This is a genomic window from Vibrio rhodolitus, assembly GCF_003350325.1.
Taxonomy (GTDB): domain Bacteria; phylum Pseudomonadota; class Gammaproteobacteria; order Enterobacterales; family Vibrionaceae; genus Vibrio; species Vibrio rhodolitus.
In genome coordinates this window covers 67856-84194 of sequence record NZ_QLYZ01000026.1, presented here as the reverse complement: position 1 = coordinate 84194, position 16339 = coordinate 67856, and the positions used below count along the sequence as shown (strand labels likewise).

The 16339-nt window shown below is 44.7% G+C and carries 13 protein-coding genes; 6 read left to right on the top strand and 7 right to left on the bottom strand.

The window, feature by feature from the left end; all coding sequences use genetic code 11:
- Nucleotides 1-144 precede the first annotated feature (144 nt).
- Nucleotides 145-1692, top strand: a complete 1548-nt coding sequence (gene opgC, locus DPF93_RS19150; protein ID WP_114767644.1) for an OpgC domain-containing protein — start codon at nucleotides 145-147, stop codon at nucleotides 1690-1692.
- 71 nt (nucleotides 1693-1763) lie between these two features.
- On the opposite strand, the gene DPF93_RS19145 is transcribed toward opgC, so the two are convergent.
- The 5 genes from DPF93_RS19145 to DPF93_RS19125 all read right to left on the bottom strand — a co-directional run bounded on the left by DPF93_RS19145 (nucleotide 1764) and on the right by DPF93_RS19125 (nucleotide 8844).
- Entirely contained in the window at nucleotides 1764-3143 is a 1380-nt protein-coding gene (locus DPF93_RS19145) for a helix-turn-helix transcriptional regulator (protein ID WP_114767643.1), read from the bottom strand.
- 239 nt (nucleotides 3144-3382) lie between these two features.
- Nucleotides 3383-4789, bottom strand: a complete 1407-nt coding sequence (locus DPF93_RS19140; protein ID WP_114767642.1) for a PTS fructose transporter subunit IIBC — start codon at nucleotides 4787-4789, stop codon at nucleotides 3383-3385.
- Between the two features lie 11 nt (nucleotides 4790-4800).
- The gene (locus DPF93_RS19135; RefSeq protein WP_114767641.1) at nucleotides 4801-5241 is read right to left on the bottom strand and encodes a PTS sugar transporter subunit IIA; all 441 of its coding nucleotides are present in this window, start codon (nucleotides 5239-5241) and stop codon (nucleotides 4801-4803) included.
- A 400-nt stretch (nucleotides 5242-5641) separates the two neighbouring features.
- A complete protein-coding gene (manA, locus tag DPF93_RS19130) occupies nucleotides 5642-6859 on the bottom strand; it encodes a mannose-6-phosphate isomerase, class I (RefSeq protein ID WP_114767640.1) in 1218 nt (405 codons plus the stop codon).
- An 80-nt stretch (nucleotides 6860-6939) separates the two neighbouring features.
- Nucleotides 6940-8844, bottom strand: a complete 1905-nt coding sequence (locus tag DPF93_RS19125; protein WP_114767639.1) for a PTS fructose transporter subunit IIABC — start codon at nucleotides 8842-8844, stop codon at nucleotides 6940-6942.
- A gap of 373 nt (nucleotides 8845-9217) precedes the next feature.
- Here DPF93_RS19125 and DPF93_RS19120 point away from each other — a divergent pair, with 373 nt between their 5' ends.
- Nucleotides 9218-10057 carry an AraC family transcriptional regulator gene (locus tag DPF93_RS19120; RefSeq protein WP_075649985.1) on the top strand — a complete coding sequence of 280 codons (840 nt, stop codon included), beginning with the start codon at nucleotides 9218-9220 and terminating at the stop codon, nucleotides 10055-10057.
- Between the two features lie 40 nt (nucleotides 10058-10097).
- Here the strand turns inward: DPF93_RS19120 and DPF93_RS19115 are convergent, their stop codons facing one another.
- Together DPF93_RS19115 and DPF93_RS19110 are read right to left on the bottom strand one after the other, a co-directional pair.
- Entirely contained in the window at nucleotides 10098-10874 is a 777-nt protein-coding gene (locus DPF93_RS19115) for a PTS sugar transporter subunit IIA (protein WP_114767638.1), read from the bottom strand.
- Between the two features lie 9 nt (nucleotides 10875-10883).
- Entirely contained in the window at nucleotides 10884-11183 is a 300-nt protein-coding gene (locus DPF93_RS19110) for a PTS fructose transporter subunit IIB (protein ID WP_075649987.1), read from the bottom strand.
- Between the two features lie 202 nt (nucleotides 11184-11385).
- Here DPF93_RS19110 and DPF93_RS19105 point away from each other — a divergent pair, with 202 nt between their 5' ends.
- The 4 genes from DPF93_RS19105 to pstA all read left to right on the top strand — a co-directional run bounded on the left by DPF93_RS19105 (nucleotide 11386) and on the right by pstA (nucleotide 16336).
- Nucleotides 11386-13257, top strand: a complete 1872-nt coding sequence (locus DPF93_RS19105) for a fructose-specific PTS transporter subunit EIIC (RefSeq protein ID WP_114767637.1) — start codon at nucleotides 11386-11388, stop codon at nucleotides 13255-13257.
- 335 nt (nucleotides 13258-13592) lie between these two features.
- Nucleotides 13593-14414: a phosphate ABC transporter substrate-binding protein gene (locus tag DPF93_RS19100; protein ID WP_114767636.1), complete on the top strand. Its 822-nt coding sequence runs from the start codon at nucleotides 13593-13595 to the stop codon at nucleotides 14412-14414.
- Between the two features lie 111 nt (nucleotides 14415-14525).
- Complete coding sequence (gene pstC, locus DPF93_RS19095; protein ID WP_075649990.1) at nucleotides 14526-15458, top strand: phosphate ABC transporter permease subunit PstC; 933 nt, start codon at nucleotides 14526-14528, stop codon at nucleotides 15456-15458.
- 14 nt (nucleotides 15459-15472) lie between these two features.
- Nucleotides 15473-16336: a phosphate ABC transporter permease PstA gene (gene pstA / locus DPF93_RS19090; protein ID WP_075649991.1), complete on the top strand. Its 864-nt coding sequence runs from the start codon at nucleotides 15473-15475 to the stop codon at nucleotides 16334-16336.
- Nucleotides 16337-16339: the final 3 nt, after the last annotated feature.

Here is a 16339-nt window from a genome sequence, read left to right as displayed (position 1 = left end):
AGTAAATTTCTATCATAGCGAGCAAGATCACCTTCAAAGCACAATTGGTCAGAAGAGCCATTACAAAATCCGACACAATGATGACCTTTATGACAGCACGCGCTGTTGGAACTCATTTGTCAATTTGCAAAGGATTTTGTATTTATGAAGCGTATTCCCGCTTTGGACTCGATCCGAGGTCTATTACTTGTCATTATGACGGTTAATCACTTAATCTGGATAAGTGGTGGTAACTCAGTCATTCAATTATTTAGTTTACAGCCTCTTGGGCAGTTTGGTGCAGCCGAAGGTTTTATACTCGTCTCTGGTTTTTTGGCGGGTGCAATTTATAGCCGACCCAAACTTTCAAATCTCGAAATACGTGAAAAAGCTTGGAGTCGAGTGGCAAGCATTTATCGCTATCACTTGTTATGCCTTGTGATTGTGTTTGCTTGGTTTGCCTACTGTTTGGCTTATCTTCCTGATTTTGCCTCGGTGATCGAACCGAACTTGGGTAGCTTTGCCGAATCGCCTTGGTCTTCGATTCTGTTAAGTGTATTTCTGATCAACAAACCCAGCTATTTAGAAATTCTTCCTCTTTACATCATGTATATGGCGTTACTGCCTTTTGTTATCGCTGCTTATCGACGAGGTTGGGTAGTTTGGGTGTTGCTCGTTAGCGTTTTGATATGGGCGGCTAGTGCTTATGTCTCTGAAGCGATTCTTATAAGTTTGCTACCCGATGTGGCATTACAAACAGGGTATTTTGACCCGTTTGCATGGCAACTGTTATTTGTCGGTGCATCAGCTGTCGGTTTTGCTAGTCATCAACCTGCGTTCAATTGGTATTCTAAACCGGCTACGATTTTGGTTGGGTCTTTGGCACTGCTGATACTGGCGGCGCATCATGGCGCTTTCTTAAGTTTAGGTATTCATCAAGGCGTACTGTATGGATTAGCTGATAAACCCGAATTAGGCTGGTTGCGCTTGCTCAATATAACTTTATGGGCGTATTTAATTGCCGTGGTTATTAAGTTTAGACCGACTTGGTTAGAGGCAAGACCGCTTGCTTATATTGGTCGTCACTCTTTGCAAGTTTTCGCTTGGCATACAGTAATGATCTATTTAATGGCTCCGATGCTTTTTGCGCAGCGATTCAGTAGTCACTATGAGTGGTTAATACTTATCTGTTTAGCCTCAATTTGGATACCTGCTTGGATGCGAGAATCCAAAGCAACTCTCTCACAAATTAAACGTTGGAGCTTGGGTGGCGGTGGAGCTATAGCTGCTGGGCTATTGCTATCTGTGTGGTTTCAAGCAGAGCCCGCGCCAGAGATTGTCGTGAATGAGAAAGGGCTTGCGCCGATCACTGTTAAAGTGGCCAACATTAAAGGCGATGGTCCTGTGATTGTGTTGGTGTATGGTGAAAAGGATAATCTGATGGGTATGCCAAGTATTCACGCACAAGGGTATTCAGTCGCGCAGGTTACAGCCGGGGTGCAGCTAGACAATATTCCGGTTGGCAAATATGCGATTTTTGCTTATCAAGATAATGATGGAAATCAACAGTTAACCATGGGACCGGGTGGGATGCCAAGTGAAGGCTTTGGCTATTCGAACAACCCAGCGTTGCAAGGTGTTCCTAGCATGGATCAAATTAAATTCTCTCATCCAGAGAAAGCACATCAAGTGATTCAATTTTGGAATTTTTGATGTGGTTTGAATGAGTACTCGCTCTCTGCTGCTCTTTATGCGGCAGAGGGTAGTTTATTCCAAGTATGGCGTTACAAGTCGACCGTCCAAACGGATTTTTGTCTAGAAGCAGACCGCTTTTCAACCGGAGTTAGCAGCTCAAATGATATTGAATCCTGGTTGATGGTTAATTGCTTAAACAATTCGGGCGCCGCTCGATATTGATATTTAGAGTATTGGGATAAGCGAATATAAAACCTTTCCAGCTCATTCTCCAGTTGATATACATTGTCACCTTGCCATTGGGTGATGAGGTAGTAACCCTCGATTAGGTACGAAGACTTGCCTATTTCTGAGCTCTCTTGCTGTGAACAGAAATTGCCAATGGTGTAGTGATATTGCTGATCAGTATTTTCAACTGGCATTTGGAAAGCGATATCACAAACGAGTGAGTCGTGGATTTTATCCTTAAGAACACCTATTAACGTAGACAGTCTGCGTGTGCCTGCGCGTTTAGAATGCGGGATCGCGTAGCGGCTTTGCGCAGTATAAGTACCTTTTAGCTCAATAAAATGGTTTTCATCAAATAGCCCCCACATTGGGTCTGCCTCTACCAAGTGGCAAGGTTCAATTTGGCATCGATGGTGCAGTTGACCTGTTGTTTCATCAAAGCGCCAAAAGGCGGGTAATCCGCCGAAATAGCTTTGCTGCTCATCGAAAATTCGCTGATAAAAGTGATGGAAAATAATCGGTATATAGTTTGGGCTTGGCAAAGAGATCTCGGCAAGTTGGCAAGCTGATAGTTGGACTTCAAGCAGCGCGTCTGGGATAGTTTCGTCACTGGTGAATGGGAACGCAATCGACATTGGATAAGTGCTGGTGGCATTTTGGTTGTGCTCACGAAACTCAAACAGTTGTGCTTGTGCATAATTTAATGTTTTGCCGCAAGCTTCGCGCTGTAAACGCTTAAATGCATCAGTGATAGATTGAATGACAACAGAAACGTCGCGTTTACACGTATCAACAGTAAAAACATAACATCCCCAACGACTAGCCTGTTGCTCGGAAACGCGAATTGGTAGTGTCTGACAGTGTTTGAGTTGTGCCAACATTTCTGCATCAAGACGTTCTAAATGCAACCGCTGTGCCCATGTTCCTTGACCTAATAATCGAGATGGTTGAGTGGCGCCAAATTGACGAAAGGCGCGAGCAAATGCTTCTTGTGATTCAAAGCCGAATTCGATAGCGACATCTAAAACGCGTTGTTGCCCTTCTGCCAGACGCAAAGCCGCTAAGCTAAGATTTCTTGCGCGTTGATAATAGGAAATTGAAAAGCCAGTCTCTGCTTTGAATTGATGTTGAATATATGACCGACTGTAACCACATTGCTCTGCGAGGTCATCTAGAGCAACCAGATTGGGTAAGCTATCTTCGATTAAATCAATGATATTTAACGTAAGTGATTGATTCATTGATAGCTTAAGGTGGTGAATACATCTTAAGAATCTATGATTTTACTTTTTGTATGTAAAACAGAGTTGCAGAATTTACCGTTTTTTTGCGACGGGTATGGATAATTGATTAGCGTCGAAAGCCACGTCTATGGTTTACAACAATTTGTAATGTGAATAGGGGAGTGAAATAGAAAAAGCCGATACCTAGGTATCGGCTCTGTTTTTCAATCTAACCGTTAGGAGCTAGAGATGAAAATTTATGATTGAATCAAGGTTGCTGCTTGCTTCATTGCTTCTTTGGTTGAACACTCAATCACTTTAGCGTTAGCGAAGCGGTGTGCATCTTTAACTTGAATATCGTGAGCAAGGATAACTAGTTTAGCGTTTGCTACGTCTAGGTCAGTAATGCGGTTTTGGATGCCGTTTTGACCTTGAGTCTCAACTTTAATCTTGATGCCTGCTGCTGCACCTGCTTTTTCTAGCGCTTTCGCTGCCATGAAAGTGTGTGCTACGCCTGATGGGCAACATGTAACTGCTACTACATCGTACTCGCCTTCGCCTGCTACAGGCGCTGCTGCCGCTGCTTGAACTGGTGCTGCTACCTCAGTTTCTTCTTCAGCTTGCTCTTCTGCTACTGGCTTCCAAAAACCAACGATAAGAGCGGTAGTTAGAGAGCCTAGTGCGATACCGACTACGTACATTGGGATGTTGCTTGAAACAGGTGCCGTGATTAGACCGCCCCATGGTGCGTGCAATAGGATGTCAGTTAGGAAACCGAATACACAACCTACGATACCACCCGCTACGATTGAAGGAAGAACTCGCATTGGGTCGTTTGCTGCGAATGGGATTGCACCTTCAGAGATACCAATTGAACCCATGATTGCTGCTGCTTTACCTGCTTCTTGCTCTTCTTTAGTGAATTTCTTCTTGAATAGGAAAGTCGCTAGAGCCATACCTAGAGGCGGTGTACAGATAGCGATACCAACACCACCCATTAGCCAAGGTTGAGTATCAACTTGAGTTTGAGCGAATAGCGTTGCAACTTTGTTGATTGGACCACCCATGTCGAATGCTGTCATACCACCTAGGATAGTACCTAGAACTACTTTAGATGCGCCAGCCATCGAAGCTAGGAACTCGTTCATAGAAGTCATGAACAGTTTGATTGGCTCACCGATACCCCATAGAACGATACCCGCAGAAACTAGTGTACCGATTAGAGGATAAATGAAGTATGCGCCTAATGCCGTCATGTTTGGTGATAGAGGGATTTTCTTAAGTTGGAAAACCACGCCACCCGCGATGAAACCCGCTACGATACAGCCTAGGAAACCGCCGCCCATATCAGCCATGATGCCTGAAGAGATCATTGCTGGAGCAAGTGCAGGTTTGTCGGCGATTGAGTAACCGATGAAACCACCTAGGATGATTGGGAATAGAACTAGACCTTTAATACCGATGTTAGATATATCTGCTAGTAGACCGTCTGCAGGAACGGCACCTTTACCTGACGCCATTACCGCAAGAGCAAGTAAAACACCACCAGCAACGATAAAAGGTAACATATGAGAGGTACCAAAAAGTAGGTGCCCCTTTAAAGTGCTAAGTGTCTTTTTGAGATCACTATTATTATTGGTAGCTTGAGCTGTTAGGGTACTCATAATTATTCCACCTATGAATTGATTAAAATATTTAGAATTTGTTCTTGGTTTTGTGCATTGTTTATTTCTTCGATAAATTCATCGCTGAATTTTCCGAATAGTTCTTGTAGTACATAAATATGATGATCAGCACCGTTATCTGGTGATGCAATCATAAAAAACACGGTCGGTTTGATGCCATCTTCGTCGCCGTACTCGATACCTTCACGCTTTACACCTACTGCGATAGCAGGCTCGATAACCGCTTTGCTTTTCGCGTGTGGGTAAGCGATGCCTTCAGTTGAAGTAACACTTACCGCTTCACGTGCTTCGATATCAGAAAGAAAAGCTTCTTTGCTATTAATACGGTTGTTTTCAAATAATGCTTGAGCCAACTCTTCAAAGACTTCTTTTTTATTGTTAGCTTGAAGTTGGTGCTTGATTAAATTGACGTTGGTTAGTGTAGTAATCATTTTTTAACTCTGAGTATTCCTGTTCTGAGTTAAAATTAAATCAATTGCTTATTTGGCGAAATAGCAAAAAAAATCCAATCACTATACTTTTGTATCAAGCGAATCTGAGTGTGATAAGGGTCATTATTTTCTGTACGTAGCTAACTCGGATCAAAATAAAGCTACATTCTTGGCTCAATAGAAAGAAGGGCAATCAGAGACGGCTTAGAACCATTAAATGACGAGATAAATCTTGAATAAGAGCTAATGGCTTTCTAAGCGATTTTTGATGTGTTTTTACAATTAAAGTGTTTGTAAGAGCTATAAGAATAACGTGTTTCAGCATGACCCAGCTATTATCCTGCCAAAACAAAAGCCCTGCATTGCAGGGCTTAGTCTATTTATCGAAAGCGAACTTAGACTAACTATAAGCGCGCGCTACGCGACCTTGACACTCTAGGGTGTAGTGCTCGGCGTAAGCAGGAATAAACACAGATTGACCTTTCTCAATCACGCAACGTTGACCATTGCTGTGAGTTAGGGTCATTGTTCCATCTAGAGGTAGAAGGATTTCGGCGCTGTCGATCTCGATTGTACGCGCTGTAGAGCTTGGGATAATCGCGAACTTAAAGTCTTCAACTGGGATAGGGTACTCCAGCACTTCGTCATTTACGTTAGGCTCTAGTAGCAGTGTATCGAAAGGCTTCTCTTTGAAAATTGTACAAGCAACGAGCTCTTCAATGTCCATGTATTTCGGCGTTAGACCAGCACGTAGTACGTTGTCTGAGTTTGCCATGATTTCAAGACCAGTGCCTTTAATGTATGCGTGTGGCGTTTCTGCATCTAGGAACATCGCTTGACCCGGCTCAAGCGTGATGATGTTCAGTGTTAGCGGTACAAACAGACCAATATCACCAGGGTATTGTGTCTCAAGTTCAACAATCAGTGCCATTAATGGGTCTTGAGAGTTGTTGGCATAAGTAAGTAATGCTGCCAGCGCTTTATCTTTCTCTTCACCTTGCAGAGAAAGCAAGCCAGAGAAGAAGTCACTCAGACCTTGCACTGTTTGGTTTGCTACAAGACTTGCAAGCAGAGTAGCGAGCTCTGGAATATCTAAACGAGTGAAGTTCGCAATGATCTCTTCAGTCGCGCGGAAGCCGTTCATCGCTTGGTAAGAGGTCAGGGCGTAAACCAATTCAGGTTTGTGGTTTGGATCTTTGTAATTACGGTTAGCCGCAGAAAGCTCAATACCTTGTTGCTCTTCGCGAGCAAAACCAGCTTCTGCTTGCTGTTTATTTGGGTGCACTTGAATTGAAAGTGCTTTTTCAGCCGCTAGGATCTTAAACAGGTAAGGCAGTTCACCAAAACGCTTAGCAACTTTTTCGCTTAGAAAAGCGTTCATATCACTGCCAATCAGCTCAGAAAGTTTGGTTGTTGTACCTAGGCTTTCAACCATAGAACAGCCGTTAGGGTGCGCGCCCATCCAAACTTCAGCTTGTGGTTCAGCTGATGGGTTTTCAATACCAAACAGTTGGTTTACCGAGGTAGTGCTACCCCATGCGTAGTTTTGGATGACGTTAGTCATCGGGAAGAAAACAGGGTGTAGGTTAGCGTTATTATCAGTACGGAAATCAGACATCATTGTCACCATAAATATGCAAGCTTGAAATGCAACAAGGCCTAAGCAAAATTGCCTAGGCCTAGAGAGTTTATAGCGAGTTATGCAGTAGCTGCAATTTGTTTCGCCTTACGGATTTTCTTAAGTGTTACACAGGTCAGTGCTGTTACTACCGCGCCTGATGCCATACATACTAGAGCAAGGATTGGCAGGTTCATTGCACCTAGAAGAGCAACCACTGGACCACCGTGCGCTACGCTGTTGGTGATGCCAAATGAGAATGCCATTACTGCTGCAACCATTGAACCAAGCACGTTAGCAGGAATTACTGACATTGGGTCTTGCGCCGCAAATGGGATAGCACCTTCTGAGATACCCACTAGACCCATTGCACCTGATGCTTTACCTGCTTCGATTTCAGAAGCTTCGAATAGATCAAGTTTACGACCAAGCACTGTCGCTAGCGCCATACCAAGTGGTGCTACAGGGATAGCACACGCCATTGCGCCCATGAACTGTGTTTGACCACTTGCAATCATACCTACAGAGAATAGGAACGCTACTTTGTTGAATGGACCACCCATGTCAAAACCAGCCATACCACCTAGAACAATACCTAGCAGAACAACGTTACCTGTGCTCATGCTAGTTAGCATTGCGGTTAGACCATCCATCAAGCTTGCGATTGGCGCGCCAATAACAAAGATGAATAGACCAGCGATAAATAGCGAACCTGTAATTGGCGCGATCATGATAGGTACAAGCGGTTGGATGAACTTGTGGTAGTTGATTGAAGTAATGAACTTCACAAAGTAACCAACAAGTAGACCAGCAATGATAGCTCCGATAAAACCAGTACCTGCTTCTGCACCGTAGAATGAACCGTTGTTTGCAATCCAACCACCGATTAGACCAGGTGCTAGAGCAGGGCGGTCAGCGATCGCGTAAGCAATGTAACCCGCTAGAATTGGGATCATCAGCGTAAAGGCAACCACACCTACGTTGAGGATTTGGTTCCACATGCTGCCATCTGGAATTGCCATACCCGCTTCGGTTGGTTTACCACCAATAGCCAATGCAAGTGCGATCAATAGACCACCGGTTACTACGAATGGGATCATGTGTGATACGCCATTCATTAGGTAGCGGTATAGGTCAGAGCGAGTTTGTGACGCTTTCTCTGCGGTTGTCGCTTTGCTTGCTGAAGCCGATGCTTGGTAAGCAGGCGCACTCAGCGCTTGGTTAATCAGACCTTTTGCATCGCGGATTGGCGCTTTAACGTTGGTTTCAACTAAGCGTTTACCAGCAAAGCGCGCCATGTCGACTTGTTTGTCACAAGCCACGATGATTGCGTCTGCACGAGCAATTTCTTCGTCAGTCGGGCTGTTTTTAACGCCGATAGAGCCGTTAGTTTCTACTTTGATTTCGTAACCTAGCTCGGCTGCACCTTTTTCTAGCGCTTCTGCGGCAAGGTAAGTGTGCGCTACACCAGCAGGACAACCGGTTACACCGATAACAAAGCCTTTGCTTACGTCAGTTTGCACAGCCGCTTGTTCTTCAGGCTTTTCAAGTAGTAGTGCAAGTGCTTCTTGATTGTTCTGAGCTGCAAAGAAACGCTCAATGAAACCATCTTCAATCAGTTTTGAAGAGAGTTCAGCAAGCACTTCGATGTGGTGATTATCGCCGCCATCTGGAGAGGCAATCATGAAAAATAGTTTTGATGGCAAGCCGTCTTCTGCACCGTATTCAATACCCGTGCGGCTCACACCAATCACAACCGCTGGCTCAATAACCGCAGCGCTTTTTGCGTGCGGCAATGCAACGCCTTCTTCAAAACCAGTGTTACCCAGTTCTTCACGTGCTTTAATGTCAGCTAGAAATTGTGCTTTGTCTGAAATTCGACCTTGAGCATGTAATACGTCAATCAGCTCTAGGAAAACCTCTTCTTTAGTTGTCGCTTTAAGATCAAGCGAAATCAAATCTTGATTAATAAGTTTTGTGATCATCTCACACCCCTATTTTTTATCGTTATCTATTGAGGCTATTTTGTGAGGTTTTATAAAAGTTAGGTAGTGAAGAAAAAGTGCATTGACTGGATTTTTGTATCACTAAAAACAGAGTGTGAACTAGATCGCTAATCAAACTGTGATCTGGAAATATGTAACTGGTTGAGGCTGGGGGGAAATAAGTAATGTCGATGTTGGTTCAGTAAATTCAAGGTTATGAACTGGGTTGGTGGGTGTTGTGCTGGAAAATAGAGGCTTTTTCTGTAATATTGTAACCACTAACTGGAGTTGTGATTTGACGCTATAGCGATTTTTAAACTTAGGGTTTATACCTAGATTTATAGCACCATAGGTGCATTTTGAGAGTGCCAAGATGATTTTCCATGACCTGATTTCAACCGTTTTAAGTGAACGCGAACCTTTCCATAACATTTGGTTTGCTGGAGATTTTCACACACCGCCAGAGTGCAGTTATCAGGTTAACTTTCCGCGTTTAGAGTTGGTGCTGGATGGTGAATACATCAATGAGATGGAAGATCACGAAAGAAAAGTGCAAAGAATCGTCGCTAAGCCAGGTGATGCAATTTTTATCCCGCCAAACTGTTGGAATAAGCCGAATTGGGATAGCGATTGTTCCGTGCTGAGTATGCTATTTGGTCGCAGGCAGCTGGGTCTGAGCTTTGTCAGTAAACGCAAAGGTGAAGCCGGCTTTTATGATATTCAAAAGCACAGTATTCAAACTCGCTCTGGTTTTGCTATCGACAACATTCTTGAAGCATTGAGTTCTCTTGCGCGAGAAAGCAATAAAAAGCCAATGGATGAGCTGTTGCTGCAAGCATTGCTGCAGTACAGCAAAATCATGCTTGAGCAACCGGTCGAGCAATCACACAATCGTGTGCAAGATCTTTATCAAGGGATCTGCATTTATATCCAAGAGAACTTTCATCGCCAAATTACGCGTGACAGTATCGCTGACCGTTTTAGTATTTCAGCGAACCATTTGTCACGTTTGTTCCGCCAACAAGGACATATGACGTTAGCGGATTACATTACGTGGGTACGGGTCGATCGCGCTAAATTTATGCTTAAGAAATACAATTTCAAACTCAATGAAGTAGCTGTGCGCTGTGGATTTAAAGATGTGAACTACTTTTGTCGTGTATTTAAAAACAAAACCGGGCGTACCCCTTCAGAATACCGTGGCTCGATTTAATCCATGCTCTAAAGTTTCGAGGGTTATGCCACCAATAGCGTCAAGCCAGTAGGCGTGACATGGCGTACATTAGCAGTGCTTGTAAGTCGACACTTGAGCGAGTCAGTAGCAAGCGTTCTGCCATTTGACCGGAAAGCAGATTGCGCGTGAGGTTGGTGGCAGCAACAATTTGCTCACGAGAAGGGGCTTGTGGCATTACCAGAGCAATTGCAATATGTACTTCGCCCATTTGTGATGCCCAATCTATCGCCTGATCATTACTGATGACGGCAATCGAGATTTCGCTGACATTCGCAAACATCACGTGGGGAAGGGCAATACCGGGCGTGACACACGTCGATGAGCGCTCTTCGCGTTTAACAAACGCTAAGATCAGTTCATCAGGGTGTTTCGGATAAATCAACTGCGCTAAACCTTTGAGACACTCGAATTTGGTGAGCTCAGTTTGCGCTTTGGCGTAGTGCCATTTTATCTCACATGGTGGGCTGATTTGCGGTAATCGCTCAGCAAGTTGGCTTGAGAACTGATAGTTAATATGCGCGCCGACCAAGCTAAAGTGTTCGGCGATAATATCTTTTAGTACAAAGCAGGCAAGCTCGGCATCAATACCGATTGCGGTAATTTGGCATAAATCGCCTTGCTGCAAACCGGCACGCAACATCGCAGAAGGCTTACACAGGTCAGCGCAGCGATCTTGAGTGATATTGATGATATGCAGTGACGATTTGAATTTTTTCGCTAAGCGATTGAGTGGCTGCGCGACGTAGGCGCTGCCACTTGGATTATCGACCAGAAAGGTGATTTGATATTCGTTCATTAGGCTAGTTTAGCGGCAATGCACTTGAAAAACCTTGTCGACATTGAGCAGGACTTCCTCAATAGAGATATGTACCTTATTGGTGCCTTCAAAGCGCGCAGCTTGCTCGATATCAATATCAGAGACAATTAATACTTTATCAGCATGGGCGATATCATGGGGGGTGAGTTGGTTTTCAATACCCATCGCACCTTGAGTTTCAACTTTGATTTGAACATTAAATTTTGGTGCTGCTTTCACTAGCGCATCAGCAGCCATATATGTATGTGCAATGCCGGTAGGGCACGCTGTCACCGCTACAATTTTCATGGTAATTCTCGGCTTTTTATTTTTGCAGGATACTAGCACATCAGTAACGGAAAGCATTGATATAAGCTAAGTAAAGGTTAGACCTCTATCACAGTTTAAAAGCTGTGTTACATTACTCCAGTTAATGATTGATTCGTACTATATCGTGTCGCTATCGCTCTGGTTAATCTATCGGTGCGCATGAATGGTTAGGTAAGACAAAATGGATATCACCACGCTATTAGATACAAACACCATTTGCCTCGATCTTCAGGCGCAAACTAAAGAGGAAGTATTGGCTGAGTTGGTCGATATTCTCGATTGCACCGGTAGGCTCTCTGATAAAGACCAATTTTTACGTGATATTTGGAAGCGTGAGCAAATTGGCAATACAGGATTTGAAGATGGCATTGCCATCCCGCATGCCAAAAGTGATGCGGTGCTTAAGCCCGGTGTGGTGATCGGCATCAGTCGAGCTGGGATTGATTACGGCGCAGAAGATGGCGAGCTATCCGATGTGTTCTTTATGTTGGCATCACCTAATGGTGATGATCACCACCATATTGAAGTGCTGGCACAGATTTCATCCAAGTTAATTGAAGATGATTTTGTCGCAAAGTTAAAGGCTGCTGAATCATCGCAGCAAGCGTTAGAGCTGCTCACGGATATTGAAGCGAATCAGTCAGAGAGCAATGATGCGACCTGTTTTGAAACCATTAGTGAGCCGCAAAGTGTTTGGAAGCAACAGTTAGCGCGTGGAAAAGAACACTTGCTGTTTGGTACTTCCCATATGATCCCGTTTATCGTCGCGGGTGGGGTCTTGCTCTCTTTGTCGGTGATGATGTCAGGACACGGCGCATTGCCAGAGCAAGGCATCCTTGCGGATGTGGCGCAGATGGGTATCGCGGGCTTAACCCTGTTTACCGTTGTGCTGGGTGGTTACATTGCTTACTCGATTGCGGATAAGCCGGGTTTAGCGCCGGGCATGATTGGCTCTTGGATAGCAGTGAGTCATTACAATACAGGTTTTTTAGGCGCTATTATTGTCGGTTTTATTGCGGGCTATACCGTTGCTGCGTTAAAGAAAATTCAATTGCCTGACAGCATGGCATCGCTGAGTTCGATTTTCATTTACCCGCTAATCGGCACGTTTGTGACTTGCGGCGCGGTGATGTGGCTTATTGGAGCGCCGATCGCCAGTGCGATGGCATCGCTCAATGATTGGCTCGCTGGGCTAGCCGGTTCAGGCAAGATGCTATTAGGTACAGTGCTTGGCGCGATGACGGCTTTTGATATGGGCGGACCTATCAATAAAGTGGCGACTTTGTTTGCGCAAACCCAAGTCAATACCCAGCCCTGGCTGATGGGCGGTGTGGGTATCGCAATTTGTACCCCGCCATTGGGTATGGCGTTAGCGACAGTATTAGCGCCAAAGAAATTTAAACGTGATGAACGCGAAGCCGGTAAGGCGGCGGGTATCATGGGTATGATTGGCATCAGTGAAGGTGCGATTCCGTTTGCCGCGGCGGACCCAGCTCGAGTTCTGCCAGCGATTGTTGCTGGCGGTATTGTCGGTAACGTGGTCGGCTTTATGTTCCATGTGCTTAACCACGCGCCGTGGGGCGGTTGGATAGTACTGCCAGTGGTTGATGGCAAGCTGGGCTACATTGTTGGTACGTTAGCGGGCGCATTAACGACAGCAACGATAGCGATACTACTAAAGAAAACCGTCGCTGAAGATGAGGAAAGTCTGACAACAAGACAAGCTTACTCATCGGTGGAAGGTGAAGGTGTGGCTGATGTGCTGGCAGTAACATCTTGTCCATCAGGCGTGGCACATACTTTCTTGGCGGCAAAGTCGCTTGAGAAAGCGGCGCATACCATGGGTATTAAGATAAAGGTGGAAACCCAAGGTGCCAACGGTATAAATAACCGCATAACCAGTACCGACATTAGAAATGCGCGTTGCGTGATCTTCGCTCATGATGTGGCAATTAAGGACCCTGAGCGGTTTAGCAATATCAAGATCATCGATGTGTGCACCAAAGATGCAATGATCAACGCAGCAGGATTATTACAATCTACGCGAAGATAGCGTGAACGCTATATTACAGTTCCCCCAAGTATATTTGTCTTTCACCCAGACAATTATGCTCCTGCAAACCAACGTTGTTGGGCTTGAGCCAGTCGGCATTGTCGGCTGGCTTTTTAGCATCTAAATCCCAGTGAAGTAACAAGATAATCTACTCCGCAATCTTGGCTAAGAATGAAAAATAACCAAGCTGAATGCTATTTGTACGAATTGATTCAATACGCGATGAAATGTCATATAGGCTTCAATTAAGTGAAACACAACTGTCATATTCGGATTCTAAAGTGACAACCGTTGAATGAAACACAACGGCAATAAAGCCATTAAAGGAAATTGTGATGAAAAAGACAGTTATCGGTGCAATCGCACTACTAGGTACTCTGACAGTAACTCCAGCTCTAGCGAAAGAAACTATCTCAGCAGTAGGTTCTAGCAGTGTGACTCCGCTGATGGAAGTTTTCTCTGAAACATACATGAAGACAAATCCAAGCGTATTCATTGAAGTCCAAGGACCGGGCTCATCGGCAGGCGTTAAAGCAGCAAAAAATGGTAGTGCAGACTTAGGTATGTCTTCACGTAACCTAAAAGATTCTGAAAAAGAGCCAGCACTGAAAGAACTAACAGTGGCTCTAGACGGTATCGCAGTTGTTGTTAACCCTAAAAACGACCTTCAAGGTCTAACTGCTGAGCAAGTAACAGCAATCTACAAAGGTGAAGTAACAAACTGGAAACAGGTTGGTGGTGCGGATAAGCCTATCGTCGCAATTACTCGTGATACCGCTTCTGGTACGCGCGGTGCATTTGAAGACATCATGAAGCTTAAGAAAAAGATTGGTGATGTAAAAGTATCGGCAATCTCTCAACGCGCTCAAGTAGCAAACGGCAACGGTGCACTTAAGACTATGGTTGCATCTAACCCATACGCAATTGGCTACATCTCACTAGGTACAGTGGATAACTCAGTTAATGCGCTAGCAATCAACGGTACAGAGCCAACAGTAGACAACGTTAAGAACAAATCTTACGAAGTCGCGCGTCCTTTCCTAGTGCTATACAAAGAAGGCAAGCCTTCAGCAGAAGCTCAGAAATTCCTAGATTGGATGGTATCTGACGACGCACAAGCACTAGTAGACCAAAAAGGCTACATCTCAGTTAACTAATCTAGCGATAGATTTGAATTAATAGAATTACCCTTGCTCAGCCCGCATTGGGCTGAGCTCTTTCTTTCACAGCTGGTTGTCTTAATCACGCCAGTCTAGTGAGATTTATTTATGACCATCGCAACAAATAGTGAAAAGCTTATGAACACTGAAGCGACTCAAATTGCTAAGTCGGGTCTACGCGCCAAGAAGCGAGTAGATTGGAAAGAGCGCATTTTCCATGGCTTATTTCTGACCAGTGCTGTTATCGGGATTGTATCTCTATCAGTAATTGCCTATTTCATTGTTAAAGAATCTATCCCTGCATTCCAAGAAGCAGGTGTAACAGGCATCGTATTTGGACAAGACTGGTTACCGCCAGCTTTATACGGTGTTGCGACCATGATTGTCGCCTCTATGGTGTCAACTTTTGGCGCTGTCGTCGTGGGTGTACCAGTGGGTGTACTGACAGCCATCTTTATTGCTGAAATCGCGCCTAAACGCGTTGCAGACATTATTCGCCCGGCAGTTGAGCTGCTTGCGGGTATTCCTTCTGTGGTTTACGGCTTCTTTGGCTTGGTAATCATCGTTCCACTTATCCAAGACATTTTTAATGTACCAGCGGGTAACACCATCTTAGCGGGTATCATCGTGTTGGGTGTGATGATTCTGCCAACAGTTATTACTGTATCAGAAACGTCAATTCGCGCAGTTCCACGTACGTACAAAGAAGGTTCGTTGGCATTAGGCGCATCAAAAATCTACACCATCTTTAAGCTTCTTGTTCCAGCTGCTCGTTCAGGCATTATGACTGGCGTGATCTTGGGTATCGGTCGTGCTTTGGGCGAAACCATGGCAATCATCATGGTAATGGGTAACGCGCCAGCGATGCCACAGGGCATTTTAGACTCAGCACGTACACTAACCGCGAACATTGCGATTGAAATGTCTTACGCAAGTGGCGTACACGCCAATGCACTATACGCAACGGGTGTGGTTCTACTGGTGTTTATCATGGGACTGAACGCCGCGCTACTATACCTAAACCGCCAAAAAGCGAAATAAGACGGGTGATGACGATGGATTTTGCAAAACTTAAACAAGCTCGCCAAGTGAAAGACCAAGTGCTAAATGGTTTTATTTGGGCAGCAGCCGCGTTGACCGTTGGGTTTTTATTCTGGATTATTTGGTACATCCTATCTAACGGTTTACAACATGTTGATTGGAACTTTATTACCGACAACTACACAAGAACAGGGGATGAGCACGGCATCTTCCCAATGATTGTCTCAACTATCTACATGGTATTTGCGTCAATCGCAGTTGCAGCGCCACTGGGCATCATGACTGCAATTTATCTGACTGAGTATGCGAAAGTGGGTAGCCGCCTAGTTAAAGTGATTCGTTTCTGTACTGAATCTCTTGCCGGTATCCCGTCAATCATCTTTGGTCTATTTGGTATGACTTTCTTTGTAGGCATTCTTGGTTTGGGCTTCTCGATTCTATCGGGCGCACTAACACTGAGTATCTTAATCCTACCTGTGATTATTCGTACCACTGAAGAAGCGCTAATGGCAGTACCACAAACGTACCGCGAAGGCTCATATGCCCTAGGCTCTTCAAGAATCTACACCATCTGGCGTCTAATTTTGCCAAGTGCAATGCCAGGTATCTTAACTTCGGTCATTCTGAGTATTGGTCGTGTAATTGGTGAATCTGCGCCTGTGTTCTTAACCGCAGGTATGGTAGCGCGTATTCCAGACTCGCTGCTGGATTCGGGTCGAACCCTGACAGTACACCTTTACAAATTAACTACCGAGCTATTCACCATTGAAGAATGGAACCAAGCGTACGGTACAGCGACAGTGCTGATTGTAGTAGTGCTGGTTATCAACATGGTAACCAAATTGATTGCAAGCCGTTTTAATACTGCTACTTACTAAGCT